This is a genomic window from Allobosea sp. 10N428 (genome assembly GCF_056394545.1).
The window spans coordinates 22523-45768 of record NZ_JBFTIC010000014.1; the positions used below are offsets into that span (position 1 = coordinate 22523).

The 23246-nt window shown below is 66.9% G+C and carries 27 protein-coding genes; 11 read left to right on the forward strand and 16 right to left on the reverse strand.

The window, feature by feature from the left end:
- The first annotated feature begins 41 nt into the window (after positions 1-41).
- Positions 42-782 carry a DUF1223 domain-containing protein gene (locus AC1DDA_RS25430; protein WP_476797857.1) on the forward strand — a complete coding sequence of 247 codons (741 nt, stop codon included), beginning with the start codon at positions 42-44 and terminating at the stop codon, positions 780-782.
- Between the two features lie 21 nt (positions 783-803).
- Here AC1DDA_RS25430 and AC1DDA_RS25435 read toward each other — a convergent pair whose 3' ends face one another.
- The 3 genes from AC1DDA_RS25435 to AC1DDA_RS25445 form a co-directional block, all read right to left on the reverse strand.
- A complete protein-coding gene (locus AC1DDA_RS25435; protein WP_476781035.1) occupies positions 804-1409 on the reverse strand; it encodes a TPM domain-containing protein in 606 nt (201 codons plus the stop codon).
- Entirely contained in the window at positions 1409-2206 is a 798-nt protein-coding gene (locus tag AC1DDA_RS25440; protein WP_476797858.1) for a TPM domain-containing protein, read from the reverse strand. The genes AC1DDA_RS25435 and AC1DDA_RS25440 overlap by 1 nt, the downstream gene beginning before the upstream one ends.
- A 106-nt stretch (positions 2207-2312) precedes the next feature.
- Entirely contained in the window at positions 2313-2915 is a 603-nt protein-coding gene (locus AC1DDA_RS25445) for a LemA family protein (RefSeq protein WP_441514281.1), read from the reverse strand.
- Positions 2916-3042: 127 nt separating this feature from the next.
- Here AC1DDA_RS25445 and ggt point away from each other — a divergent pair, with 127 nt between their 5' ends.
- Together ggt and AC1DDA_RS25455 are read left to right on the forward strand one after the other, a co-directional pair.
- Positions 3043-4779: a gamma-glutamyltransferase gene (ggt, locus tag AC1DDA_RS25450; RefSeq protein ID WP_476797859.1), complete on the forward strand. Its 1737-nt coding sequence runs from the start codon at positions 3043-3045 to the stop codon at positions 4777-4779.
- Positions 4780-4844: 65 nt separating this feature from the next.
- Positions 4845-5537: an acid phosphatase gene (locus AC1DDA_RS25455; protein WP_476797860.1), complete on the forward strand. Its 693-nt coding sequence runs from the start codon at positions 4845-4847 to the stop codon at positions 5535-5537.
- A 7-nt stretch (positions 5538-5544) separates the two neighbouring features.
- Here AC1DDA_RS25455 and AC1DDA_RS25460 read toward each other — a convergent pair whose 3' ends face one another.
- The 3 genes from AC1DDA_RS25460 to AC1DDA_RS25470 form a co-directional block, all read right to left on the reverse strand.
- A complete protein-coding gene (locus AC1DDA_RS25460) occupies positions 5545-6036 on the reverse strand; it encodes a hypothetical protein (protein ID WP_476797861.1) in 492 nt (163 codons plus the stop codon).
- 3 nt (positions 6037-6039) lie between these two features.
- Positions 6040-7269, reverse strand: a complete 1230-nt coding sequence (gene rlmN, locus AC1DDA_RS25465) for a dual-specificity RNA methyltransferase RlmN (protein WP_441514277.1) — start codon at positions 7267-7269, stop codon at positions 6040-6042.
- Between the two features lie 224 nt (positions 7270-7493).
- Positions 7494-8105 carry an invasion associated locus B family protein gene (locus AC1DDA_RS25470; RefSeq protein WP_441514276.1) on the reverse strand — a complete coding sequence of 204 codons (612 nt, stop codon included), beginning with the start codon at positions 8103-8105 and terminating at the stop codon, positions 7494-7496.
- 188 nt (positions 8106-8293) lie between these two features.
- Here AC1DDA_RS25470 and AC1DDA_RS25475 point away from each other — a divergent pair, with 188 nt between their 5' ends.
- The gene (locus AC1DDA_RS25475) at positions 8294-9268 is read left to right on the forward strand and encodes an NADPH:quinone oxidoreductase family protein (protein ID WP_476797878.1); all 975 of its coding nucleotides are present in this window, start codon (positions 8294-8296) and stop codon (positions 9266-9268) included.
- 112 nt (positions 9269-9380) lie between these two features.
- Here the strand turns inward: AC1DDA_RS25475 and AC1DDA_RS25480 are convergent, their stop codons facing one another.
- Positions 9381-9716, reverse strand: coding sequence for a YkvA family protein (locus AC1DDA_RS25480; protein WP_441514275.1), 336 nt, complete (start codon positions 9714-9716; stop codon positions 9381-9383).
- A gap of 218 nt (positions 9717-9934) precedes the next feature.
- On the opposite strand from AC1DDA_RS25480, the gene AC1DDA_RS25485 reads away from it, so the two are divergent.
- Together AC1DDA_RS25485 and AC1DDA_RS25490 are read left to right on the forward strand one after the other, a co-directional pair.
- Positions 9935-10720 carry an SDR family NAD(P)-dependent oxidoreductase gene (locus AC1DDA_RS25485; RefSeq protein WP_476797862.1) on the forward strand — a complete coding sequence of 262 codons (786 nt, stop codon included), beginning with the start codon at positions 9935-9937 and terminating at the stop codon, positions 10718-10720.
- 43 nt (positions 10721-10763) lie between these two features.
- Positions 10764-10988, forward strand: coding sequence for a toxin-antitoxin system YwqK family antitoxin (locus AC1DDA_RS25490; protein ID WP_476797863.1), 225 nt, complete (start codon positions 10764-10766; stop codon positions 10986-10988).
- An 18-nt stretch (positions 10989-11006) separates the two neighbouring features.
- Here AC1DDA_RS25490 and AC1DDA_RS25495 read toward each other — a convergent pair whose 3' ends face one another.
- From AC1DDA_RS25495 to ftsY, 4 genes are read right to left on the reverse strand one after another with little or no spacing between them, the layout of a single operon-like run.
- Complete coding sequence (locus tag AC1DDA_RS25495) at positions 11007-11720, reverse strand: RES family NAD+ phosphorylase (protein ID WP_476797864.1); 714 nt, start codon at positions 11718-11720, stop codon at positions 11007-11009.
- Complete coding sequence (locus AC1DDA_RS25500; protein WP_476781041.1) at positions 11717-12130, reverse strand: MbcA/ParS/Xre antitoxin family protein; 414 nt, start codon at positions 12128-12130, stop codon at positions 11717-11719. The genes AC1DDA_RS25495 and AC1DDA_RS25500 overlap by 4 nt, the downstream gene beginning before the upstream one ends.
- A gap of 57 nt (positions 12131-12187) precedes the next feature.
- The gene (locus tag AC1DDA_RS25505; protein WP_476797879.1) at positions 12188-12802 is read right to left on the reverse strand and encodes a septation protein A; all 615 of its coding nucleotides are present in this window, start codon (positions 12800-12802) and stop codon (positions 12188-12190) included.
- Positions 12803-12831: 29 nt separating this feature from the next.
- Positions 12832-14100: a signal recognition particle-docking protein FtsY gene (gene ftsY, locus AC1DDA_RS25510; RefSeq protein ID WP_476797865.1), complete on the reverse strand. Its 1269-nt coding sequence runs from the start codon at positions 14098-14100 to the stop codon at positions 12832-12834.
- A gap of 70 nt (positions 14101-14170) precedes the next feature.
- Here ftsY and AC1DDA_RS25515 point away from each other — a divergent pair, with 70 nt between their 5' ends.
- Positions 14171-14926, forward strand: coding sequence for an RluA family pseudouridine synthase (locus AC1DDA_RS25515; RefSeq protein ID WP_476797866.1), 756 nt, complete (start codon positions 14171-14173; stop codon positions 14924-14926).
- Between the two features lie 6 nt (positions 14927-14932).
- Here the strand turns inward: AC1DDA_RS25515 and AC1DDA_RS25520 are convergent, their stop codons facing one another.
- The 4 genes from AC1DDA_RS25520 to AC1DDA_RS25535 form a co-directional block, all read right to left on the reverse strand.
- Positions 14933-15229, reverse strand: a complete 297-nt coding sequence (locus AC1DDA_RS25520) for a 4a-hydroxytetrahydrobiopterin dehydratase (RefSeq protein WP_441514268.1) — start codon at positions 15227-15229, stop codon at positions 14933-14935.
- Positions 15226-15798, reverse strand: a complete 573-nt coding sequence (gene thpR, locus AC1DDA_RS25525) for an RNA 2',3'-cyclic phosphodiesterase (RefSeq protein ID WP_476797867.1) — start codon at positions 15796-15798, stop codon at positions 15226-15228. Before thpR ends, AC1DDA_RS25520 begins: the two co-directional genes overlap by 4 nt.
- A 184-nt stretch (positions 15799-15982) precedes the next feature.
- Positions 15983-17038, reverse strand: coding sequence for an aldo/keto reductase (locus AC1DDA_RS25530; RefSeq protein WP_476797868.1), 1056 nt, complete (start codon positions 17036-17038; stop codon positions 15983-15985).
- 79 nt (positions 17039-17117) lie between these two features.
- The gene (locus AC1DDA_RS25535; RefSeq protein ID WP_476797869.1) at positions 17118-17726 is read right to left on the reverse strand and encodes an arylesterase; all 609 of its coding nucleotides are present in this window, start codon (positions 17724-17726) and stop codon (positions 17118-17120) included.
- 180 nt (positions 17727-17906) lie between these two features.
- Between AC1DDA_RS25535 and AC1DDA_RS25540 the strand changes: the two genes are divergently transcribed.
- The 4 genes from AC1DDA_RS25540 to AC1DDA_RS25555 all read left to right on the forward strand — a co-directional run bounded on the left by AC1DDA_RS25540 (position 17907) and on the right by AC1DDA_RS25555 (position 22814).
- Positions 17907-18608, forward strand: a complete 702-nt coding sequence (locus AC1DDA_RS25540; RefSeq protein ID WP_476797870.1) for an ABC transporter ATP-binding protein — start codon at positions 17907-17909, stop codon at positions 18606-18608.
- Positions 18609-18610: 2 nt separating this feature from the next.
- A complete protein-coding gene (locus AC1DDA_RS25545; protein ID WP_476797871.1) occupies positions 18611-21196 on the forward strand; it encodes an ABC transporter permease in 2586 nt (861 codons plus the stop codon).
- Between the two features lie 219 nt (positions 21197-21415).
- The gene (locus AC1DDA_RS25550) at positions 21416-22189 is read left to right on the forward strand and encodes a Bax inhibitor-1/YccA family protein (RefSeq protein WP_441514262.1); all 774 of its coding nucleotides are present in this window, start codon (positions 21416-21418) and stop codon (positions 22187-22189) included.
- Between the two features lie 88 nt (positions 22190-22277).
- Entirely contained in the window at positions 22278-22814 is a 537-nt protein-coding gene (locus AC1DDA_RS25555; RefSeq protein WP_476781045.1) for an N-acetyltransferase family protein, read from the forward strand.
- A gap of 20 nt (positions 22815-22834) precedes the next feature.
- Here the strand turns inward: AC1DDA_RS25555 and AC1DDA_RS25560 are convergent, their stop codons facing one another.
- Positions 22835-23203, reverse strand: coding sequence for a DUF2794 domain-containing protein (locus tag AC1DDA_RS25560; protein ID WP_441514260.1), 369 nt, complete (start codon positions 23201-23203; stop codon positions 22835-22837).
- Between the last annotated feature and the right edge of the window lie 43 nt (positions 23204-23246).

Consider the following 23246-nt stretch of genomic DNA (forward strand, 5'->3'; position numbering starts at 1 on the left):
TCAAAGTCGAGATCATGGTCCCTGTCCTGCGCCGATCCACCGTGGCTGCTGCCGCCCTTGTATTGGGCATGACGGCGGCCCTCGCGCAGACGGGGACGAAGGTGCCGCGGGCGGTGCTCGAGCTCTTTACCAGCCAGGGCTGCTCATCCTGCCCACCCGCCGATGCGCTGGTCCTCGAGCTGGCCAAGGACCCGACGCTGATCGCGCTGACGATGCCGGTGACGTATTGGGACTATCTCGGCTGGAAGGACACGCTCGGCAAGGACTCCTTCGCGAAGCGCCAGAAGCTCTATGCCAAGGCCCGTGGCGATGGGCAGGTCTACACGCCGCAAATCGTCATCAGCGGCTCCTCCCATGCGGTAGGCTCGGAGAAAGCGGAGATCGAGAAGGCGGTGAACCAGTTCGCCGTCACCGGCTTCGCCGCGAAGCTTGCGCTCAAGGAGGAGAACGGCAACCTCCAGATCAAGATCGCGCCGACCGGCGCCGCGAGCGACGAGGTCTCCGGTGTCTGGGTTCTACCCATCTCGCATCAGGCGACGGTGCCCATCACGCGCGGTGAAAACCAGGGCAAGACGCTGACCTACGCCAATGTGGTGCGCGGCATGGTGCGCGTCGGTGACTGGAACGGGCAGGAGGCGACCATCACCGCCCCGTTGGCCGCCACGCAGGCGCCCGAAGCCGATGGCTATGTCGTCGTCATCCAGGCCGACCGGCCGGGCAAGCACGGCTATGTGATGCCGGGCGCGATTCTGGCCGCCGCCAAGGGCCCGGCGACACGCTGAACTTGCCGCCGCGGCAGAGTCTCAGAGCAGGATGACCTTGTTCGACAGCTCGTCGACGTCGCCGGGAACCGGCGGGACATGCTGTGCGAGAACTGCACCGACACCATCGACCGCCTTGATCAGCCCCTCGGTCAGCCTATCCTCGCGCGCCGCCGCCAACAGCGGCTCGATGATGCCGCTCCAGGTGCCCTGGTCCACGAGCCCGTCGATCCCGATATCGGCGAGAATCTCGGCGTAGCGCTCCTGCAGCGCGATATAGAGCAGCACGCCGGTGCGCCCCCTCGTCCGCGTCATGCCGCGCGCCGTGAACTCCCGCAGTGCCGCTTCGTGCGCCCGCCGGCGCTTGACGAAACCCGGCACAAAACGCCCGCCGCGCCCGTACCAGAGGAGCCCTGCCAGAAGCAGGGCTGCGCAGAAGAGTTGAATCATGAAGATTCGCTGCGCGCTCATCGCCGTCAGCGACAGCAGCGGCCATGGCACAAACAGCGCGAGCGTGAGCGCCATGACCACCGGCACGTTGCGGTAGCTCGAAGCCGCCCGGTCGATCACCACCACGATCTCGCCTGCCGTCAGCAATTCGGCCCGGCGCACGGCCTCCGCGATCGCATCCCTGTCAGCGGTATCCATCACCAGTCTCCCGAAGCCCCGCCGCCGCCAGAGGAGCCTCCGCCGCCCGAAAACCCGCCGCCCGAGCTCCAGCCGCCTCCGCCGCCACCCCAGCCGGAACCGCCGCTCCAGCCTGATCCTGAGCCCGTGCTCGGAGGCAGGATCACCCATTGCCCGTTGCGCAGCCGGTGGCGCCGCGCTCCGCCGTTCTGCTGGCTGATCCCCCGCAGGAAAGCGACGATGAACAGGAAGATGAAGATCATCGCGACGATGACGGCGATGTCCTCGCCCAACGAGCTCTCGTCCGAGCGAACCTCGGCGCGCCGCTGCCATTCCTCGGCATCCCCAGCCAGAATGGTCAGGATGGCATCGACTCCGGCATCGATCCCTCCGGCGAAATCACCGCTCTTGAACTTCGGCGCGATGGCGGTCGTGATGATGACCTTGGAGAGCGCGTCGGTCAGCGCCCCTTCCAGGCCGTAGCCGACTTCGATTCGGACCTTGCGTTCCTTCGGCGCGACGATCAGCAGCACGCCGTTGTTCTTGGCTTTCTCGCCGAGCTTCCAATGCCGGAAGAGCCCGTTGGCGAAATCCTCGATCGGGACGTCCTGCAGCGACGGCACCGTCGCGACGACGACCTGATCGGAGGTCTTGTCTTCATGCGCCTTGAGCTTGTCCTCGATGCGCTGCCGGACATCGGGCGCAAGCAGATTGGCGCCGTCGACGACCCGGCCCGTAAGCGCCGGGTAGTTCGGATCCGCGGCGAATACGAGGCTGCACCAGAGCAACAAAACCAGGGCCGCAGCGGCGCGCAGCATCGTCATTCCCGGGCGATGCGAAGCGCAGACCCGAGAATCTCCGGAAAGAGATGCTCGGGCCGAGCCCGAGCATGACATACCGCTCTGCCGCACGAAGCTGGTTACCTCAGAACTTCACCGCGGGCGGCCGCTCGGCGCCCGCCGTGGCCGTGAAGGTCTCCATCGGCTTGGCGCCCCAGAACAGCTTCGCCCAGATCACGCCCGGGAAGGTGCGAATCTCAGTGTTGAAGGCCTGCACTGCCTGGATGTAATCGCGCCGCGCCACCGCAACCCGGTTCTCGGTGCCCTCGAGTTGCGACTGCAGGGCGAGGAAGTTCTGGTTCGACTTCAGCTCCGGATAGCGCTCGACCGTGACGAGCAGGCGACCGAGCGCGCCGGTGAGCTGGTTCTGCGCGTCCTGGAATTCCTTGAACTTGACCGGGTCGTTGATCGTCGAAGCATCGACCTTGACCTGCGTCGCCTTGGCGCGGGCCTCGATCACAGCGGTCAGCACGTCGCGCTCCTGCGCGGCGTAGCCCTTCACCGTCTCGACGAGATTCGGAATCAGGTCGGCCCGGCGCTGATACTGGTTCTGCACCTCGGACCACGCGGCCTTCGCCTTCTCCTCCAGCGTCGGCACGTTGTTATAGCCGCAGCCGGCAAGCGCGATGCCGACAAGGCCGAGCACGAGCCACGCGAGTGGACGGCGAAGATGGGTGGAAAACGACATGCCGAAAACCCCTTTTGGCAGCGTCACAACGGTCTCGATTCGGAACTCTACCTGTCGCGGCGCGCTGGTCCAAGCTGGCAGGCCGCGACGAATGGCCTATTCTGCCCGCAATCCTCGGAGTCGAGCCATGCGCCTACCCCTCCTTCTGTCCATGACCGCAGCCTTGCTGACCACTCAGGTCGCGATCGCCCAGCCGCTCGCACCCGCGCCCGAGGCGGGCACGGGGCGCAGTATCAAGACACTCGGCACGGCCCAGCGCTTCATGGCCGCCGCCGCAAATCCGCTCGCTGCCGCGGCCGGGCGCGACATTCTGCGCGCCGGCGGCAGCGCGGCAGACGCCGCTATCGCCACCCAGTTCGTGCTCAACCTGGTCGAGCCGCAGAGCTCCGGCATCGGCGGCGGAGCGTTCTTCGTCTATTGGGACGAGACCGCTCGCAAGGTGACGACACTCGATGGCCGCGAGACGGCCCCCGCTGCCGCCAGGCCGGACCGCTTCATCAAGGACGGCAGGCCGATGCGGTTCGTGGATGCCGTCATCGGTGGCCGCTCGGTCGGCGTGCCCGGCACGCTGAAGCTGTTGGAGGAGGCGCATCGCCGCTGGGGCAAGCTGCCTTGGGCCGATCTGGTGGCCCCCGCCCTGAAACTGGCGGAGGAGGGTTTCACCATCTCTCCCCGCCTCAACGGCCTGCTCGCCGGCGAAACCAACCTGCCGAGAAACGCCCTCGCCGCAGCCTATTTCTACGAACCCGACGGCAAGCCCAAGGCGGTCGGCACCGTCCTGAAGAATCCGGCCTTTGCGGCGACGTTGCGAGCCATCGCCGCGCAGGGCGCAAAAGCGCTCTATGAGGGGCCGATCGCTGAGGACATCGTTGCGACCGTCACAGGTCACCCGACCAATCCCGGCGACATGACGCTGGCCGATCTCGCCGCCTACAAGCTCGAGGAGCGAGAGCCGGTTTGCGGCAGCTATCGCATCTGGCGCCTCTGCGGCATGGGGCCTCCGAGTTCGGGCGCCGTCGCCATCCAGCAGATTCTCGGGGTGCTGGAAGGGCAAGACCTGCGCCGGATCGGTCCGGGCGCTGAGGCCGCCCACTGGTTCAGCGAAGCCGGCCGCCTCGCCTTCGCCGACCGGGCGCTCTATCTCGCCGATCCCGCCTTCATCAGCGTCCCCGTGCGCGGCCTGATCGACCGCGGCTACATCCGCTCCCGCGCCAGCCTGATCAGCCCGGAACGGTCGATGGGCAAGGCCAAGCCGGGCGATCCTCCGAACAAAAGAGCGCAGCAGTTCGCCCCCTCCGATGGCATCGAGAACGGCACCAGCCATATCTCGGTGGTCGACGCGGCCGGCAATGCCGTCGCTATGACCACCACGATCGAGGACGGCTTCGGCTCGCGCCTGATGACGCAAAGCGGCTTCCTGCTCAACAATGAGCTGACCGATTTCAACTTCGCACCGGAGGAAGACGGTAAGCCCGTCGCCAACCGCATCGAACCCGGCAAGCGGCCGCGTTCCTCGATGGCGCCGACCTTGGTCTTCGACGCTTTCGGCCGGCTCTATGCCGTCGTCGGCTCGCCCGGCGGCAGCCAGATCATCGGCTATGTCGCCAAGACCCTCGTCGCGCTGCTCGATTGGAAGATGGACCCGCAGCAGGCGGTTGATTTCGGCAATTTCGGCAGCCGCAACGGGCCGACTGAGCTGGAAAGTGGCACGGAAGCCGAGGCCTGGAAGCCTGCGCTGGAAGCGAAGGGCCATGAGGTGCGCTTGCTGGAGATGACCTCCGGCACCCAGGCCATCGTGAAAACGCCTGAGGGCTTCCTTGGAGGTGCCGATGGCCGGCGCGAGGGCGTCGCGATCGGGGACTGAGCCTGCGTCATGACGCTGTCATCTTGCGGGCGCGTGGCTCCGTGCGCCCAACAGGATGTAGCCCCATGCGCACCATCGCCCTCGCCTTTCTGAGCCTGCTCGCCCTCGCCGCCGCTCCGCTGCGAGCCGAGGACGCAAAACCCTTCGCCACCGCCGCCTCGATCGATCTGCGCATCGTCCTCAAGCCGCCGCCGACCCAGGACTCCGCTCAGACCAAGGCCGAGATCGGCGAAGTCCTCACCATCCAGGTCACGCGCTCGCCCGAGATGGAAGCACAGGCCCAGGCCGATGCGGTCGAGGACATCTGGCGCTTCGCCAATGTCATGGGCCCGGCCTTCAAGGCCGACTCATTGCCGGTCTTCTCCGCCTTCTTCGATCGCGTCGTCGCGACCGAAGGCGCCGTGGTCGATCCGGCCAAGGACAGCTGGAAGCGCCCGCGCCCGCATCAGGCAAGCCCGCTGGTCAAGCCGGTGGTGAAGATCTCCAATTCCGGCGCCTATCCGTCCGGCCATACCACCGTCGGGACGCTCATGGGCATCGTGCTCTCCAACATGGTGCCGGAGAAGCGCACCGAGATCATGGACAGGGCCTGGGCCTATGGCTGGAACCGCGTGATCGGCGGCATCCACTACCGCTCGGACATCGAGGCCGGCCGCATCGCCGGCTCGGTCATCGCCGCCCGGATCATGGAGCAGCCCGAATTCCAGACCGAGTTCGCTGCTGCCAAGGCCGAACTGCGGAAGGTGCTCGGGCTCTGAGCGACGCTCAGTGACGCGGTGCGGTGGGTGCGTTGCGCTCCCCGCCCGCGCCGCGTCCGGCGATCAACCAGTAGACGAAGCCCGTCGCGGCGCCGACCACGAAGAGCCCGGAGATGATCTGGATCTCCGCATGGCTCGGCGCCCGCGACAACCTCAGCATGGCCAGAGGCAGCAGCGCCGCGAGGGCGCCGGTCAGGCCGCTCTGGATGAGGCCGCTGCGCAGCCGGAAAAGCTCACTGCCGACCGCGACCAGCACCACCGGCGCCACGACGATCGCCATCCCCAGCCGCCCGATCAGGGCGAAGGCCGCTTGCGCCGCCGGCGCCGGATCGATGCCGCTCTCGGCCAACCCGAACAGAACGTCGATGAGCCGCTCAATGCCGCCGCCGATCAGCAGCGCCACGGCGGGCGAGGCGACGCTCGCCATGGCGAGGAAGAACAGCCCCGCCCCCATCGCGACGAGGCAGGCGAAAGGGATCAGCAGAATCCAGCGTAGCAAGGCTTACTCCGCCGCAACGGCCGGCGCAGCCTGCGCCTCTTCCTGCTCCAACATCAGCCGGGCGCGGGCCGAGAGCTTCTCGGTCTCGCTCTTGAGCTGGCCGCAGGCAGCGAGAATGTCGCGCCCGCGCGGGGTGCGCACCGGCGAGGCATAGCCGGCGCGGAAGACGATCTCGGAGAAGCGCTCGATCCGGTCCCAGTCCGAGCACTCGTATTTCGTGCCGGGCCAGGGGTTGAACGGGATCAGGTTGATCTTGGCCGGGATGCCCTTGAGCAGACGGACGAGCTCGCGCGCCTCGGCGTCGGAGTCGTTCACGCCCTTTAGCATCACATACTCGAAGGTGATCCGTTTCGCGTTCGACAGCCCCGGATAGTTCCGGCAGGCGTCGAGCAGATCCTTGATCGGGTATTTTTTGTTGAGCGGCACCAATTCGTTGCGCAGATCGTCGCGCACCGCATGCAGCGAGATCGCCAGCATCGTGCCCATCTCCTCGCCGAGCGGGCCGATCTGCGGCACCACGCCAGAGGTCGAGACGGTGATGCGCCGGCGCCCGAGGGACAGCCCCTGATCATCGGTGATCACGCCGATCGCATCGCGCACGCCGTCGAAATTGTAGAGCGGCTCGCCCATGCCCATGAAGACGATGTTCGTGACGAAGCGCCCGCCATCATTCGGCACGAAGGCGCCTTCCGGCGGCTTGCGGTTGGGGAAGTCGCCGAGGCGGTCGCGCGCCACCATCACCTGCGCGACGATCTCCTCGGTCTTGAGATTGCGCACCAGGCGCTGCGTGCCGGTGTGGCAGAAGGTGCAGGTCAGCGTGCAGCCGACCTGGCTGGAGACGCACAGCGTGCCGCGGTCGACTTCGGGGATGTAGACGCATTCGATCTCGGCGCCGCGGTCATGCGCGCCGGTCGAAGGCATCCGCATCAACCATTTGCGCGTGCCGTCGGTCGAGACCTGCTCGGCCGTGACCTCCGGAAGATCGAGCGAGAAACGCTCGGCGAGCTGCCCGCGCAGCCCCTTGCCGATCGTCGTCATCGCGTCGAAATCGCGGACGCCATAATGATAGATCCAGTTCCAGAGCTGGCCGACGCGCATCCGCCGCTCCTTCTCGGAAACGCCGATCTCGGCGAGCGCCTCAACGAGGCCGGCTCGGGTACGCCCTACCAGCGAGGGGCGTCGCAAAACGGTTTCAGCCGCCGGAGCGGCAGGTGCGGAAACGGACACGGTCATCGGAGCTCTGTCGTCGCCCATCAGGAAAGGCGCGGGATTTGCCGCTCCCTAGCACAATTGCGGGAAAACCGGAAATCCGGCCCCAGCGTCATTCGCGGGCGGAGCCCTCGGGTCCGACCTGTGGCCCGAGGATAAACGCCGCGTAGACCCGAGAATCACCTGGCACAGATGCTGGGGCATGCCCGAGCATGACGGGCCTCGGTCTCATGGCTTCGCCATGCGCCCTACTTGCAGGCGTCTTCGGCGCGCTTCACGATCTGGCTGATGCCCGCGAGCGAGTACTTGTCGGCAGTAGCGTTGCCGCGCTTCGAGGTCGCCTTGATCTCCAGCCCGGAACCGCGGCGCATCGCGTCGAGCATGCGCTGCTCCTCGGCCGGGTTCTTCAGCCACATGTTCTGGCCCTTGGCAACCAGCGCGAAGCGGTCATTGCCGATCAAGGCCTGATGCTCGACGCCTTCCTTGACGTCGAAGTTCATCACGAAGCTGATCTCGTTGCGCACGCCTTCCCCCGGCCGGCTGGAGACGAAGAGCATGCCCTCGACATCCTTGAGATTCGCCGGCATGCGGCTTTCCGGCTTGGCGAGCGCGTAGCAGACCTTGGAACGGCCCTGCTGCGAGGAGAAGGCCTGCCATTTGCCGGCCGTCTCCAGCAGCATCGCCTGCCCCTGTCCGGGGCTGGCGGCAGGCGTGGCAGCGGCGGTCGCGGCGGGCTTCGGCTTGGCCGGCGCAGCCTCAGCCGGCAGACCGGCCAGGGCCAGCAATCCAGCCGTCAGGCCGAGCGCGGCGGCGATGCGGAAAAATGCGGCGTCGCGGGTGCGGAAGAAGGACTTGATCATGGACCGCCATCAGTCACTAAAAAACTTAATACCGCGTTTACCACCTGTTGAGGAGCGGACCGCGCGGGACGGCGGCATAGAGTGTCACGATCCTGGCGAAAATGCGAACGGCACCATTGCGGGCCGGTTCCCCGTTCCGAGCGGCCATGGCACAGTCCCGCGCCGAAGATGGCAACGGTGAAGTGGCGATGAAAGCTTTGCTCTGCGAACATCACGGACCGGCGGAGGAACTCGTCATCCGCGACCTGCCCGAGCCGCTGCCGGGCCGCGGCGAGGTCGTCATTGACGTTAAGGCTGCCGCTCTCAACTTCTTCGACACGCTGATCATCAAGGGCCGCTACCAGTCCAAGCCGGCCTTCCCCTTTTCGCCCTCGGCCGAATGTGCCGGCACCATCGCCGCCCTGGGCGAAGGCGTCGCCGGCTGGCGCGTCGGCGAGCGCGTTGCAGCCTGGATGGGCTATGGCGCTGCGCGCGAGAAGGTCGCGGTGTCCGCCGACGCACTGGTTCGCGTCCCCGACAAGCTCGACGACGCGCAGGCCGCGAGCCTGTTCGTCACCTATGGCACCGCGATGCACGGGCTGATCCAGCGCGCGCATCTAAAGGCGGGCGAGACGCTGGCGATCCTCGGCGCTTCCGGCGGAGCGGGGCTCGCCGCCGTCGAGATCGGCGCGCTGCTCGGCGCCCATGTCATCGCCTGCGCCTCCTCGCCCGACAAGCTCGCGCTCGCCCGCGAGCACGGGGCGCAGGAGGAGGTCGATTATGCGCAGCACGACATTCGCACCGCGCTGAAGAAGCTCACCGGCGGGCGCGGCGTCGATGTCCTCTACGACACGGTCGGCGGCGAGCTCGCCGAGCCCGCTCTGCGGTCGATGGCCTGGGAAGGGCGCTACCTCGTCGTCGGCTTCGCCGGCGGCGAGATCCCGAAGATTCCGCTCAACCTGCTGCTGCTCAAGGGGTGTGACCTGCGCGGCGTCTTCTGGGGCGAGTTCGTCGCCCGCGAGCCGGCCGCGCATCGGCGCAACATGGAACGCCTGCTGGACTGGGCGGCAGGCGGCCATATCCGCGCCCATGTCGATGCGACCTTCCCGCTGGAGCGCTGGACGGAAGCCTATGCGCTGATTGGCGACCGCAAGGCCAAGGGCAAGATCGTCCTGACGCTGTAGATCGGTCCCGCGTCATTCTCGGGCGAAGCAAAGCTTCGACCCGAGAATCTCACGACAAGAAGGCGCCGGTTGCCGGGATGCTCGGGTCAAGCCCAAGCATGACGCCGCCGGATCAAAGCTCCGCCAGCTTCGCCTTCGCCCGCTCGCGATGCTCCGGCGTGATCGAGCCGGCAACGGCCGCGATCGCCGCAGCAATCACCGCCGCATCGTCGGTGAAGCCAATGAGCGGCATGAAGTCGGGAATCGCGTCCACCGGCAGCACGAAATAGCCGAGCGCGGCGAGCAGCGTCAGCCGCACACGGCGCGGCGTCGCCGGATCGCGCGCACAGAACCACGCGGCCAGCAGATCCTCGGCAAACGGAATGCGTTTCGCGACGCGCTTGAGCCGGGCCATGAAATCGGCACCGAACTTCGCTTCGTCGCGCAGGCTCTTGCGGATCGCCTCCATCTCCTCGCGGCTGAAGCTTGCGCTGAACCCCTGGCTCATCCCCGTCTTGCTCCTTTGCGTCCGATGACGCCGATGATCGCGCGCTCGAGATCGGCGCGCCATGTCGAAAGATGGCCCCGTCGCAATCCTGCACAAGAGGCCGGCCGGAAAACCCCCTTGGAGCGACATGAAACGCGCTCTAAACCGGCTTTAGAACCAAAAAGCACGGGAAACGTACCATGAAGCTCGATTCCTCCCTCGCCGCCATCGTCACCGGCGGCGCCTCCGGCCTCGGCGAGGCAACCGCCCGCATGCTCGCCGGCGAGGGCGCCAAGGTGGCGCTGCTCGACCTCAACGCCGAGCGCGGCGAAGCGATCGCGCAGGAGATCGGCGGCATCTTCTGCGCCTGCGACGTCACCAGCGAAACCTCCGTCGACGAGGCGCTGGCCAAGGCGCGCGCCGCCCATGGCATCGCCCGCATCATCGTCAACTGCGCCGGCATCGCGCCGGGCCGCCGCGTCGTCTCCAAGAAGCGCGACACCGGCGAGCTCGTCGCCCATGATCTCGCCACCTTCGAGAAGGCCGTCGCGATCAACCTCGTCGGCACCTTCCGCGTCATCGCCAAATCGGCGGCAGCACTGGCAAGCCTCGATCCGATCACGGCCGATGGCGGGCGCGGCGTCATCATCTGCACAGCCTCGGTCGCAGCCGAGGACGGGCAGATCGGGCAGGCGGCTTATGCCGCCTCCAAGGCCGGCGTCGCCGGCATGACCCTGCCGATCGCACGCGATCTGGCCGGGCTCGGCATCCGCATCGTCACGATCATGCCCGGCCTGTTCGAGACGCCGATGTTCGCCGGCCTTCCCGAGGATGCGAAAGCCTCGCTCGCCGTCTCGGTGCCGCACCCGTCGCGCCTCGGCAGACCCACGGAATATGCGGCGCTGGCCCGCAGCATCATCGAGAACGACATGCTGAACGGCACCGCGATCCGTCTTGACGGTGCGATCCGCCTCGCGCCGAAATAGCGCCTCCGCCTGCCCCGGGCTGGGTCCACCACAGGAGGCGATGGTGAAACCCGTTCCTTTCGAGAAGCGCCACAAGGACGGCAGCCCATGGGCGCGAGGCCAGACGCTGGATGGCCTGCCCACCGGCTATTGGGAGTGGTTTCGCAAGGACGGCACCCGGTTGCGCTCCGGCCATTTCGACAAGGGCGAGCAGGTCGGCGAATGGACGACCTATGATGCGGTCGGTCAGGTGTACAAGGTGACGCGAATGCGTCGCTCCGGCGACTGAGGCGCTTGGCCACCGCGGTCACAGAATGCGGTAGACCTCGCTGGCGCTGCGGTCCCGGTAGAGATCCACGCGCTCGCCGTTCCAATGATAGTCGAGATGCCGACCCTGCACCGGGTGACCGGCCCCGTCGGGATAGAACAGGCCGACGCATTCTCCGCCGGGGCAGCGCACGCTGGGATAGACGACGCCTGCCGAGCCGAGCGCCCGCAACCCAGCGCCAAGCGCCTGGCTCCCGGCATAGTCGGCCGGGTCGAGCAGCGGGGCAGCTTCGGCCCCGAGCGCCCGGACATCGTGCAGGGTCGCGTCGATCTCCAGGACGATCTCGCGGAACTGCGAGGTCCAGCCCGGCGGCTGCGCCGTCGCCCGCATGAACCGGGCGTGATGGTGGATCGTCTCGAGCAGCGCCACCTCGAAACGGTCCCCGGCATAGAGCACGCCGAAGCCACCATCGCTGAAGCGGCTCGGCCGGTCCGGGCTGACATGCGTGAAGGGGGCCATCAGCCAGCTCGCACCCTGGCCCGATACGCGTCTGCCGGGCGGCACGAGATCGAGATTGCCGATCGTCTCCATCAGCCGCGGATTGGTCTTCTGCTCGGCGGCGATCAGGAGCGGCCAGTCCGCGGGGTCGGCGATATCCTCGAACAGGTCGATCGGCGGGAAGATGCTGCGGATGATCCGCACCGCCCCCTGCCATTCGACCTCTGCGACAGGCAGGCTCTCCGGCTCGATCACCAGCCGCCCCGTTCGGCATCGAGCAGGCGGCGCACCCGCATCAGATCGGTGAGCTCGCCGCCGAGCATGATATCCAGCGCCGATTTGCCCCCGAAGTCGCTGTTCGGCCGCTTGATCCAATCATAACCGCGCTGCGGCTCGGTGAAGATCAATCGGAGAGCCTTGTGGATGCCCATCAGGTTCGACAGCCGCGCCTTGCCGTCACGCGAGATGCGGCCGGTTTCGCCGGCTTTCCAGCGCCGATAGCTCCGAACCGGCAGGTCGATCAGCACCGCCGCCTCCTCGTCGGTGACGCGCCAGAGCCGGAACAGGTTCACGGCAGCGCGAAACATGGCGGCCGCTTCCTCGTCCGTGATCGGATCGGGAGCGAAGTCGCGCTGGCCGGTTTCGATGCGCAGCAGGGCCGCCATGGCAGATCCTCCATTTGGCATAAAATGGAGATAACTCTGCCAAATGGCAAGATGCCGCTATTCCTCGATCTTCGCCGGCTTGATCTCGTGCTTGAGGATCAGCGGTGTCTGGGCCAGGGCGAACGCCATGGTCAGCGGCATCACACCCCAGACTTTGAAGGCGACCCAGAAATCCTGGGTCTGTGTGCGCCAGACCACCTCATTGAGCGCCGCCAGCACGAAGAAGAACAGCCCCCAGCGGAAGGTCAGCTTGCGCCAGCCTTCCGCGTCGAGCTGCAGCACCGTCTCCAGCACCAGCGAGAGCAGCGAACGGCCGAAGAAAAGCCCGCCGAGCAGCACCGAGCCGAACAGCGCATTCACGATGGTCGGCTTGACCTTGATGAAGAAGGCATCGTCCAGCGCCAGCGTGAGCCCGCCGAAGACGGTGACGACGATGGCGTTCACGATCGCCATGCGCGGCAAATAGCCCATCAGCACCCGCGACAGCGCCAGCGCCACGAGCGAGGCCGCGATGAAGATGCCGGTCGCGACGAAGATGCGTCGGTCCTCGGCGACGTGGAACAGCCGGTCGCCATAGGAATTCGCGAAGAAGAAGATCGCGAGCGGCCCAAATTCCAGCGCCAGCTTGAGCAGGGGGCTTATCGCCCTGCCTTTCGCGGCCTCGGCCGGAATCTGCCGTGTCGTCTCGCTTGCGCCGTCGCTCACGCCGCCTCTCCCAATCCCGCCACGGCACGCGCGAAGTCGCGCGCCGAGAACGGCTCCAGATCCTCGACGCTCTCGCCGACGCCGATGAAATGCACGGGCAGGCCGAACTGCGCCGCCAGCGCCACCAGGATGCCGCCGCGCGCCGTGCCATCAAGCTTTGTCATCACCAGCCCGGTCACGCCCGCCGTCTCGCGGAAGGCCTCGACCTGGCTGATCGCATTTTGGCCGACGGTGGCATCGAGCACGAGCAGCGCCGCATGCGGCGCGCTCGGATCCTGCTTGCGGATGACGCGCACGACCTTGGCGAGCTCGTCCATCAATCCCTGCTTGTTTTGCAGCCGCCCGGCGGTGTCGACGAGCAGCACGTCGGTACCGTCAGCCTTGGCTTGCTGCAGCGCCTCGAAAGCAAGGCCCGCCGCATCGGCCCCCTGTTGGCCGAAGACGACCTTGGCGCCGGTGCGCTCGCCCCAGACACGCAGTTGCTCGATCGCGGCGGCGCGGAAGGTATCGCCAGCGGCCAGCATCACGGATTTGCCCTCGGCGCGGAATTTCGCAGCGAGCTTGCCGATCGTCGTGGTCTTGCCGGAGCCATTGACCCCGACCATCAGCAGCACGAACGGCTTTTTCGTGGCGTCGATGACCAGCGGCAGCGCCACGGGAACGAGAATCGTCTCGACCTCGCGCGCCAGGATCGTCTTCACCTCGGCCGGCTCGATCTGCTTGTCGTAGCGCCCGTCGCCGACGGCCTTCGCGATCCTGGCCGAGGTCGCGAGACCGAGATCGGCCTGGATCAGGATGTCCTCGAGATCCTCAAGCGTGCCCGCATCGAGCTTGCGCTTGGTGAAAAGGTCGGTAATCCCCGTCGTCAGCGCCGAGGAGGTGCGCGAGAGCCCATCCGTCAGGCGCCTCCACCAGCTCCGCTTCGGCTGCGGGGCGGGGGTGGGAGCGGGTTCAGGAGCAGCAACGGGTTCRGGCTGCGGTGCGACGGCGACCTCGGGCTTCGGTTCCGGTTCCGCCGGCAGCGCAATGCTTTCGACCGGCGCGGGCGATACAACGGGCTCGGCGGCGTGAACTTCAACAGCGGGAACTTCCGCCTCGGCAACCGACGGCGCAACGACCTCTTCTGCTTCCGGCTTCAGGTCCTCGAGGGACTCGGCCGCCTGCTCGGTTGCCGCCTCGGGCGCCGGTGCCGGTTTGGCCGGCTCCTCGTCGCGCCCGAACAGCTTCGAAAAGAAGCCGCGTTTCTTCGGTTCGGTCTCGCTCATCGCCATCCTGTCTTCGGTTCGGCGGGCATCTTCAGTTGCGCCGCCGTGCCGGCTTCGCTAGCGCAATGCCATGGCTCAGCCGGATCAACCAGACAATTCGCAGCCGCAGGGGCAAATCGACGCCGAGCTGCCGGTGCCGCTGCTCTATCGCGACGCCATGATGCTCGTCATCGACAAGCCCGCCGGACTGCCTTCGCATCGTGGCCCGCAGGCGAAACGCCGCGTCATTCCCGTCCTGACCGATTATCTCGACCAGCTCCGCTTCGGCCTGCCGCGCCGGCCGGAAGCCGCGCATCGGCTCGACAAGGACACCTCCGGCTGTCTCATTCTCGGCCGCCATCCCCGCGCAATGGCCGAGCTCAACCAGATGTTTCGCGACGGGCGGATCGACAAGACTTATTGGGCGGTCGTGCAGGGCGATCCGGCAGAGGACGAGGGGCTGATCGACCTGCCGCTGGCCCGGCGCTCGCCGGAGCGCGGTTGGTGGATGAAGGTCGATCCCGCCGGCCTGCCCTCGCAGACCCGCTATCGCGTGCTCGGGCGAGGCCGGGACGAGACTGGCCCGCTCGCCTGGCTCGCCATGGAGCCGCTGACCGGGCGCACCCATCAGCTGCGCGTGCATTGCCAGGCCTCCGGCTGGCCGATGCTCGGCGACGAGATCTACGGCAACGCGCCGCGCGAGGGCGGCCCCGGTCTCCAGCTCCACGCCCGCGGCATCACCGTGCCGCTTTACCGCAAGCGCGAGCCGATCCATGTCGAGGCGCCGCCGCCGCCGCATATGTTGGCAGCCTTGAAGGCCTGCGGATGGAGCGCCGCCTCGGGCTGAAGCTGCTTAGCTCGCCAGCGCGTCGATCGCCCGGGCGAGCTTGACGTCGAGTTCGGTCAGCCCGCCGGCATCATGGGTGGCGAGCGTCACTTCGACCGTCCGATAGACGTTCGACCACTCGGGGTGGTGATTCATCGCCTCGGCGAGCAGCGCGACCCGGGTCATCCAGCCGAAGGCCTCGCTGAAGTCGCGGAAGACGAAGCGCCGCGTGATCGCCTCGCGTCCCTGGACCAGCTTCCAGCCGGTCAGCGTCGCCAGCGCTTCGGCCTGAGCCTCCGGGGAAAGCCGCTTCGGTCTTGTCATCGGCGCATCTCCCGCGGCAGTCGATTCGGATAGGACGGGCCGAGCGGATAAGCGGCTTCCAACACATAGGGGCCACCGCCGATCGAGTCGCGCGACGACATCAGCGCGACGCGGCGCACCGTGAAGGTGATCGGCGGCACGATCGGGTGCAGGCCGAGATAATGCGCGACCTCGGTCGGCATGGTGTCGCGCAACCGCGCCAAGGTGACATGCGGCACGAATTTGCGCCCCTCCGCCGGCAGGCCGATGCGACGCATCTGCCGCTCGATATCTCCCTGCAGATCGGTCAGCGCCTTCACCGGCGTCGCGCGGGCAAAGACGGCGCGCGGCTTGTCGCCGCCAAAGCTGCCGAGTGAATCGAGGGTTACCTCGAAGGGATAGGCGCTGAGATCGGAGAGCATGTGGTCGACGTCGTTCGCCATCCGCCGGTCGACATCGCCCAGAAAGCGCAGGGTGATGTGGTAGTCGGAGGGCTCGATCCAGCGGGCACCCGACAGGCCGCCGCGATGCAGCATCAGCTGGCTTGCAACCTCGGCGGGAATTTCCAGAGCGATGAACAGCCTCGGCATGAGTGAATCCCTTGCCAAGCAATTGTGACTCTGGAGAGACGGTAAGCGTGCAGCCGGCTCAAGGGAACCGTTTTTCCCCTGTGCGATGCTCGGCGCGCTCCGTCATGCTCGGGCTCGGCTTGAGCATCTCATCGACGAGATTCCCGGGTCGCCGCAGTGCGGCGCCCGAGAACGACGCATTTCTTCACGGGCAGGGATTGCCGACGAGCTGATGGATCGCGTCGATCTTCGCCTCGACCTCAGGCGACAGCTTGACGTCGATCGAGGCGATATCGGTCCTGAGCTGCTCCATCGAGGTCGCGCCGATGATGTTGGCGGTCACGAAGCAGCGGCTGTTGACGAAGGCCAGCGCCATCTGCGCCGGATCGAGGCCGGCCTCTCGAGCAAGCGCGATGTAGCGCTTGATCGCATCCTCGGCACCGCCGCCCTCATAGCGCTGGCCGCGATCGAACAGCGTCGTGCGGGCGCCGGCCGGGCGGGCACCGTCGAGATATTTGCCAGTGAGATAGCCCTGCGCCAGCGGCGAATAGGCGAGCAGGCCGACATCCTCGCGCAGCGCGACCTCGGCAAGCGCCGTCTCGAAGGTGCGGTTGAGCAGATTATAGGCGTTCTGGACCGACTGCACCCGGGGTGTGCCCCGTGCTTCCGCATCGGCCACGAAGCGCATCGTGCCCCAGGCGCTCTCATTGGAGAGGCCGAGATGGCGGATCTTGCCGGCTTTCACCAGCTCGCCGAAAGCGTCGAGCTGCTCGGGGATCGAGGTCTCGTCGGCCGGCTTCTCATAGGCAGCCCGTGAAAAGCGCGTGGGGTTCGAGCCCCAGGGCATCGGCCGTTCGGGAAAATGCAGCTGGTAGAGATCGATATAGTCGGTCTGCAGGCGATTCAGGCTCTTGTCGACCGCTTCGAAGATCTGCTTGCGCGTCAGCCGCGTCGGGCTCTTGTCGTCGCGGAACCAGGTGTTGCCGCCACGGCCGCAAACCTTCGATGCCAGGATGATCTTGTCGCGGTTGCCGCGGGCCTTGAACCAGTTGCCGATGATCCGCTCGGTCGAGCCTTGCGTCTCCGGCTTCGGCGGTATCGCGTAGAGCTCGGCGGTATCGAAGAAATTGATGCCCTGCTCGACCGCATAATCCATCTGTGCGTGGCCTTCGGCCTCGGTGTTCTGTTCCCCCCAGGTCATGGTTCCCAAGCAGATCACCGAGACCTTGAGATCGGTGCGCCCGAGGCGACGGTATTCCATGGCGAAGCAACTCCGGAAACAGGCCGGCGGGCGGCGATACGAGAATCGGGGATCGCCGCGCGGAAAGCCCGCGGACGGATCAGGACCTGGCGGGCAAGGTGGCGATGAAGCGCTCGACCGTCGGCAGGATGTTGCGGACGATGACGGTGACGCCCTCGGCCGTGGGGTGGAGCCCATCCGCCTGGTTCAGAGCGCGGTCGCCCGCGATGCCATCCAGGAAGAAGGGGTAAAGCACCAGCCCGTACTTCTCCGCAAGCTCGCGATAGATCGCGTCGAAACGTTTCGCATAATCCTCCCCGAGATTGCGCGGGGCGTACATGCCGGCGAGCATCACCGGGATCTTCCGCTCCTTCAGCCGCGCGATCATCGTGTCCAGCGCCTGGCGTGTCTGCGCCGGGTCGACTCCGCGCAGCGCATCGTTCGCGCCGAGTTCGAGGATCACGCCATCGGTCCCATCAGGCACCGACCAGTCGAGCCGTTCCAGCCCCCCTTGCGTCGTATCGCCGGACACGCCGGCGTTCACGATTTCGACAGCGACGCCCTTCCGGCGCAGAGCCTGCTCCAGGACGGCGGGAAAAGCCGCGCTGCCCGGTAGATTGTAACCCGCAGACAGCGAATCGCCGAAGGCGACGAGCTTCAGCGGCCTCGCGGCGGTTGGGTTGGTGCTGGCGGTCTGGGAGCTGGCCATGTCGCTGGAACCGATGAAAAGCAGTAGGAGAATAACGAAAAACGCCGCAGCCGATTGGAGAAGCGCGAAACCGCGCCCATATGGCCGCAGACCGCGCCGCGCCGCGTTTCCGCCCCGCTCCGGGCGTGATCTGGCGCCAGCGGGGATGGCGATGGATAGCGAAGTCAGGATCATGGCGTGATGAGCGAGAAGGCCGCCCCGGCGATCGAGTTGCAGGATGTCCACCTGAGTTTGGGGCGTGGCGCCGCCCGCGTCCATATCCTCAAGGGCGTCTCGGTGTCGCTGACAAATGGCGAGGCGACCGGGCTTGTCGGCCCCTCCGGCTCCGGCAAGTCGACCCTGCTGATGATCATGGCCGGACTGGAACGCCCTGATTCGGGCCTCGTGCATGTGGCCGGGCAGGATCTCGGCGCCCTCGACGAGGATGGGCTCGCCGTCTTCCGCGGCAGGCAGATCGGCATCGTCTTCCAGTCCTTCCATCTCGTCCCGACGATGACGGCGCGCGAGAACGTGGCGCTGCCTCTGGAGCTCGCCGGCCATCTCGACGCCTTCGCCCGCGCCGAAGCCGAACTGCGCAATGTCGGCCTCGGCCACCGCATGGACCATTATCCGGCCCAGCTCTCCGGCGGCGAGCAGCAGCGTGTCGCCATCGCACGGGCCGTCGCTCCCGATCCTGCGATCCTCGTCGCCGACGAGCCGACCGGCAATCTCGACGAAGCGACCGGCCGCTCGATCGTCGACCTCATCTTCGCCCTCAAGCGCGAGCGCGGCGCGACGCTGGTGCTCGTCACCCATGACCTCTCGCTCGCCGCCTTGTGCGAGCGCACCGTCCGCCTGCGCTCCGGCGTGATCGAGGCCGAGCACGAGACGGCGGTCGCCTGACGATGCACGCCCCCGTCAAGCCACCACACGGCCCGGCCTCCCGCTCCCTCGGCATCGGCCTCGTCCTGCGCCTTGCCATCCGAGACCTGCGTGCCGGCCTGCGTGGCTTCGGCATCTTCATCGCCTGCCTCGCGCTCGGCGTCATGACCATCGCCGCCGTCGCCTCCGCCTCGCGCGGTCTGACCGAAGGCCTTGCCCGGGAAGGGCGACGCATCCTCGGCGGCGACGCCGCCTTCAGCCTGATCCACCGCGAGGCAACGCCCGAGGAACTCGCCTTCCTGACCGCGCGCGGCACGGTCTCCAGCATCGCGACCATGCGCGGCATGGCCAATGCCGGCGAAAAGGGCGCGGCCCTCGTCGAGATCAAAGCGGTGGATTCCAGCTATCCGGGCATCGGGGCGGTCGAGACCGACCCGCAAGCTCCGCTGCCCGGGCTGCTGGAACAACGCGACGGCGTTTTCGGCGCCGTCGCCGATCCCGTCCTGTTCGGCCGGCTCGATCTCAAGCCCGGCGACATCGTCACGGTCGGCGGCGCAAAAATCCAGCTGCGCGCCAATCTGATGTCCGAGCCCGACAAGATCGCCGCCGGCGTCGGCCTCGGCCCGCGCCTCCTGATCTCGCAGGAAGCCCTGCGCGCCACCGGCCTGATCCAGCCGGGCAGCCTCGTCCGCTGGACCTATCGCCTTCAGCTTCCGCCGACTGCCTCCAGCGACGCCGATCTCGAACGGCTTGTCGCCGATGTCGGCACCCAGCAGCGCGACGCCGGCTGGGAGATCCGCTCCCGCGCCAATGCCGCGCCGAGCTTCCAGCGCAATCTCGAACGCTTCACCCAGTTCCTGACGCTGGTCGGTCTCACCGCCCTGCTGGTCGGCGGCGTCGGCGTCGCCAATGCCGTGCGCCGCTTCGTCGAGGCCAAGAAGCTCGATTTCGCCACGATGAAGGCGGTCGGCGCCAGCGGCGGCCGCGTCGTCGCTATCCACCTGACCGAGGTCATGCTTGTCGCCGCCATCGGCACGGCGATCGGCCTCGTACTCGGCGCCGCCGCCCCCTTTGGCCTGGGCGCCGTCGTCCAGAGCATCCTGCCGGTTCCCTTCGAGCCGACACTGGCGCCGGGCGAACTCGCCATCGCCGCGCTCTACGGGCTGCTGACGGCGTTCGTCTTCGCGGTCATTCCGCTCGGCCGGGCGCACGATATCCCGGTGTCGGCCCTTTTCCGCGATCGCATCGAGCCCGATCCGCGCCGTCCGCGCGCGATCTACCTCGCCCTCTGCGCACTGGCGCTGGCCGGGCTCGCCGGCGTCGCCATCGGCTTCGCCTATGACCGCCGGATCGCGCTGATCTATATCGGCGTGATGTTCGGCGTCTTCGTGCTGCTGCGGGTCGTCTCGCTTGGCCTGATGGCGCTCGCACGCCGCATCCCGCGCCCGCGCCGTCCGGCCCTGCGGATGGCGCTCGCCAACAGCCACCGGCCGGGTGCACTGACGCCCTCGCTCGTGCTCTCCCTCGGGCTGGGCGTCGCGCTGCTTTCGGCGCTCTCCTTCATCGATGTCAGCCTGACCCGGCAGCTCACCGGCGCGCTGCCCGACAAGGCGCCGAGCTTCTTCTTCCTCGATGTGCCCAGCCGCGATTCCGGGCGTTTCGACGCCTTCCTCGCCGAGCAACGCCCGGGCGCGAAGACCGAGCGCGTGCCGATGATGCGCGGCCGCATCGTCGCCGTGAACGAGACCCGCGCCGAAGACATCAAGGCGAGCGAGCAATCCGCCTGGGTGCTCGACGGCGACCGCGGCATCACCTATGCGGCGGCAATTCCGGAGGGCTCGCGCGTCTCCGCCGGCGCATGGTGGCCGCCGGATTACCGCGGCGAGCCACTAGTCTCCTTCGATGCCCAGAACGCCGCCGGCATCGGCCTGAAGATCGGCGACCGGCTCACCGTCAACGTGCTCGGCCGCAACATCACCGCCCGCGTCGCCAATCTCCGCACGGTCGACTGGCGCTCCTTCGGCATCAACTTCGTCATGGTGTTCTCGCCCAACACCTTCGCTGGCGCGCCGCACACCAACCTCGCGACCATCGCGACGAGCCCGGACGGCCAGGGAGCGACCGACGCAGTGCTGATGCGCCGCCTCGCGCTCGATTTCCCCGCCGTCACGGCGGTGCGGGTCAAGGACGCGCTCGAAGCGGTCAATACCATCGTCGCCCAGCTCGCCATGGCGATCCGCGGCGCCTCCGGCCTCGCCATCGCGGCGAGCCTTCTCGTTCTGGGCGGCGCCCTCGCCGCCGGACAGAGGGCGCGTCTCTATGACGCGATGATCCTGAAGACCCTCGGCGCCACACGCCGCTTCATACTTTCGTCGTACGCCCTTGAATACGCCGCCATCGGCCTCGTCGCGGCCGTTTTCGGCGTTGTTGCGGGTACAGCGGCGGGCTGGGGCATCGTCACGCAAGTGATGCGAATCGAATTCGTCAGTGATCCAACCGGCGCGATGCTGGCCGCGACTGCGGCAGTTGGTGTTACCGTCCTGTTCGGGCTCGTCGGTACGATAAAAATACTCGCGAAAGCCCCCGCTTCTCATCTCAGGAATTTATGATGACTATCTGGGGACGACTCACGATAGACATTAAGATCCTGTAATTCTGCCTTTGTGCAGCGCCGAATTTCTATAGCCCGGCCGGGCTTAACCATGGCCGGCCCTTGTAAGGAAGGCAAAAGCCCCTCATATTCCTCTCACCGCGCCGATCATGCGCGAGGACGGCTGGCATTCGCGTGCCTTCCGTCGTCCGAAACTACGTCAGGGGAAACTCTCTTAATGAGCAACTTCGACCGCAATGCTCCAGTCTGGGGTGCCGGCCGCGCACAGCAGACCAGCGCCGTCGAGATGGATCAGGGCCTGCGCTCGTTCATGCTCGGCGTCTACAACAACATGGCGATCGGCCTCGGCATCACAGGCCTCGCCGCGCTCGGCATCTCGATGCTGGCGATTGCCGGCTTCACGCCCGACGGCAAGATCACCGGCCTGACCGCGCTTGGCCAGGCGATTTACCTCAGCCCGCTGAAATGGGTCGTGATGTTGGCCCCGCTCGCCTTCATCATGCTCTTCTCGTTCAAGGCCGAAAGCATGAGCGCCTCTTCGGCGCGCACCATGTTCTTCGCCTTCGCGGCGGTCATGGGCATTTCGATGTCGTCCATCCTCGTCGTCTTCACCGGCGCTTCGGTGACGCGCGTCTTCTTCATCACGGCCGCCGCCTTCGGAGCGTTGAGCCTCGTCGGCTACACCACGAAGAAGTCGCTGTCGGGCATGGGCTCCTTCCTGATCATGGGCCTGATCGGCTTGATCATCGCCTCGGTGGTCAATCTATTCCTGGCGTCGAGCGCGCTGTCCTTCGGCATCTCGGTGATCGGCGTCCTGATTTTCGCCGGCCTGACCGCCTGGGACACCCAGCGCCTGAAGGAGATGTATCTCTCTTCGGATCTGGATCCGGAATCGGCTGCGAAGATCTCGGTGAACGGCGCGTTGTCGCTCTACCTGAACTTCATCAACATGTTCCAGATGCTGATCAGCCTGCTCGGCGACCGCCGCTGAGCCGATCTTGCGGGCGACATGCCCGGAGCGAGCCCCGGCCCCCGGCCGGGGCTTTTCTTTTGGCACGGGCATTGCTCATTCTGCAGCGATGACGACGCCCGCGATCCGACCCGCTTGCCCGGCTGACATCGCCGCCATCCGCGCGATCTACGCCCATGCCGTCCTGCATGGGACCGCATCCTGGGAACTGGAGCCACCAGCCGAGACGGAGATGCTCCGCCGCTTCGAGACCATTCTGGCAGGCGGCTACCCCTATCTCGTCGCCGAAGGCGAAGGCGAACTGCTGGGCTATGCCTATGCCGGCGCCTACCGCCCGCGCCCCGCCTATCGCGCCACGGTCGAGAATTCGATCTACGTTGCTCCCACAGCCCAGGGACGCGGCGTCGGCGGCCTCCTGCTCGACGCATTGATCAATGCCTGCGCCGAATGCGGCTTCCGCCAGATGATCGCGGTGATCGGGGACGGCACGGGCGCCTCGGTGGGCTCGCGCCGCCTGCATGAGAAGGCCGGCTTCCGTCTGATCGGCGTGGCCGAGAAGGTCGGCTTCAAGCAGGGCCGCTGGCTCGACCAGATGCTGATGCAGAAGGAGCTGGGCGAAGGCGACCGCTCGCGACCGGCCTTCTGAAGCGACACCTCCGTTGATGGTCAGTTCACGATGCTGAGCTTGCGGTCTAGCACTTGCAGGACGCGTGACAGTTCCGAGCCGCGCTTGAGAATCAGCCCCGTCGCGGCGACGACCGAATAGGCGCCCTGCCGGCGGGCCAGCGCCGGATCCTTGACGATTCGGTAGAGGGGCATCTCCGACGAACGCCGGAACACCGAGAACTGCGCCTTGTCCTTCAGGAAATCGATGGCGTAGTCGCGCCATTCACCAGCCGCGACCATGCGGCCATAGAGATTGAGCAATTCGTTGAGTTCGCGCCGGTCGAAGGTGACTGTCGCCGGCCGGGCCGGCGACGGAAAATGGACGACCGCGCCAGCCGGTTGCGATTGCGGCGTTTCGCTTTCGCTCATGGCGCCTCCCTGAGCGGAGCCTCTCGAAGTGACCGGGCGATGA

Excerpts from the sequence above, each read along its gene's own strand:
- AC1DDA_RS25435 (WP_476781035.1), bottom strand. The coding sequence starts at position 1,409 with ATGGATACCGCTGACAGGGATGCGATCGCGGAGGCCGTGCGCCGGGCC.
- AC1DDA_RS25440 (WP_476797858.1), bottom strand. The coding sequence starts at position 2,206 with ATGCTGCGCGCCGCTGCGGCCCTGGTTTTGTTGCTCTGGTGCAGCCTC.
- AC1DDA_RS25445 (WP_441514281.1), bottom strand. The coding sequence starts at position 2,915 with ATGTCGTTTTCCACCCATCTTCGCCGTCCACTCGCGTGGCTCGTGCTC.
- ggt (WP_476797859.1), top strand. The coding sequence starts at position 3,043 with ATGCGCCTACCCCTCCTTCTGTCCATGACCGCAGCCTTGCTGACCACT.
- AC1DDA_RS25455 (WP_476797860.1), top strand. The coding sequence starts at position 4,845 with ATGCGCACCATCGCCCTCGCCTTTCTGAGCCTGCTCGCCCTCGCCGCC.
- rlmN (WP_441514277.1), bottom strand. The coding sequence starts at position 7,269 with ATGACCGTGTCCGTTTCCGCACCTGCCGCTCCGGCGGCTGAAACCGTT.
- AC1DDA_RS25470 (WP_441514276.1), bottom strand. The coding sequence starts at position 8,105 with ATGATCAAGTCCTTCTTCCGCACCCGCGACGCCGCATTTTTCCGCATC.
- AC1DDA_RS25475 (WP_476797878.1), top strand. The coding sequence starts at position 8,294 with ATGAAAGCTTTGCTCTGCGAACATCACGGACCGGCGGAGGAACTCGTC.
- AC1DDA_RS25480 (WP_441514275.1), bottom strand. The coding sequence starts at position 9,716 with ATGGAGGCGATCCGCAAGAGCCTGCGCGACGAAGCGAAGTTCGGTGCC.
- AC1DDA_RS25485 (WP_476797862.1), top strand. The coding sequence starts at position 9,935 with ATGAAGCTCGATTCCTCCCTCGCCGCCATCGTCACCGGCGGCGCCTCC.
- AC1DDA_RS25500 (WP_476781041.1), bottom strand. The coding sequence starts at position 12,130 with ATGGCGGCCCTGCTGCGCATCGAAACCGGCCAGCGCGACTTCGCTCCC.
- AC1DDA_RS25515 (WP_476797866.1), top strand. The coding sequence starts at position 14,171 with ATGGCTCAGCCGGATCAACCAGACAATTCGCAGCCGCAGGGGCAAATC.
- AC1DDA_RS25520 (WP_441514268.1), bottom strand. The coding sequence starts at position 15,229 with ATGACAAGACCGAAGCGGCTTTCCCCGGAGGCTCAGGCCGAAGCGCTG.
- thpR (WP_476797867.1), bottom strand. The coding sequence starts at position 15,798 with ATGCCGAGGCTGTTCATCGCTCTGGAAATTCCCGCCGAGGTTGCAAGC.
- AC1DDA_RS25530 (WP_476797868.1), bottom strand. The coding sequence starts at position 17,038 with ATGGAATACCGTCGCCTCGGGCGCACCGATCTCAAGGTCTCGGTGATC.
- AC1DDA_RS25535 (WP_476797869.1), bottom strand. The coding sequence starts at position 17,726 with ATGGCCAGCTCCCAGACCGCCAGCACCAACCCAACCGCCGCGAGGCCG.
- AC1DDA_RS25540 (WP_476797870.1), top strand. The coding sequence starts at position 17,907 with ATGAGCGAGAAGGCCGCCCCGGCGATCGAGTTGCAGGATGTCCACCTG.
- AC1DDA_RS25545 (WP_476797871.1), top strand. The coding sequence starts at position 18,611 with ATGCACGCCCCCGTCAAGCCACCACACGGCCCGGCCTCCCGCTCCCTC.
- AC1DDA_RS25550 (WP_441514262.1), top strand. The coding sequence starts at position 21,416 with ATGAGCAACTTCGACCGCAATGCTCCAGTCTGGGGTGCCGGCCGCGCA.
- AC1DDA_RS25555 (WP_476781045.1), top strand. The coding sequence starts at position 22,278 with ATGACGACGCCCGCGATCCGACCCGCTTGCCCGGCTGACATCGCCGCC.
- AC1DDA_RS25560 (WP_441514260.1), bottom strand. The coding sequence starts at position 23,203 with ATGAGCGAAAGCGAAACGCCGCAATCGCAACCGGCTGGCGCGGTCGTC.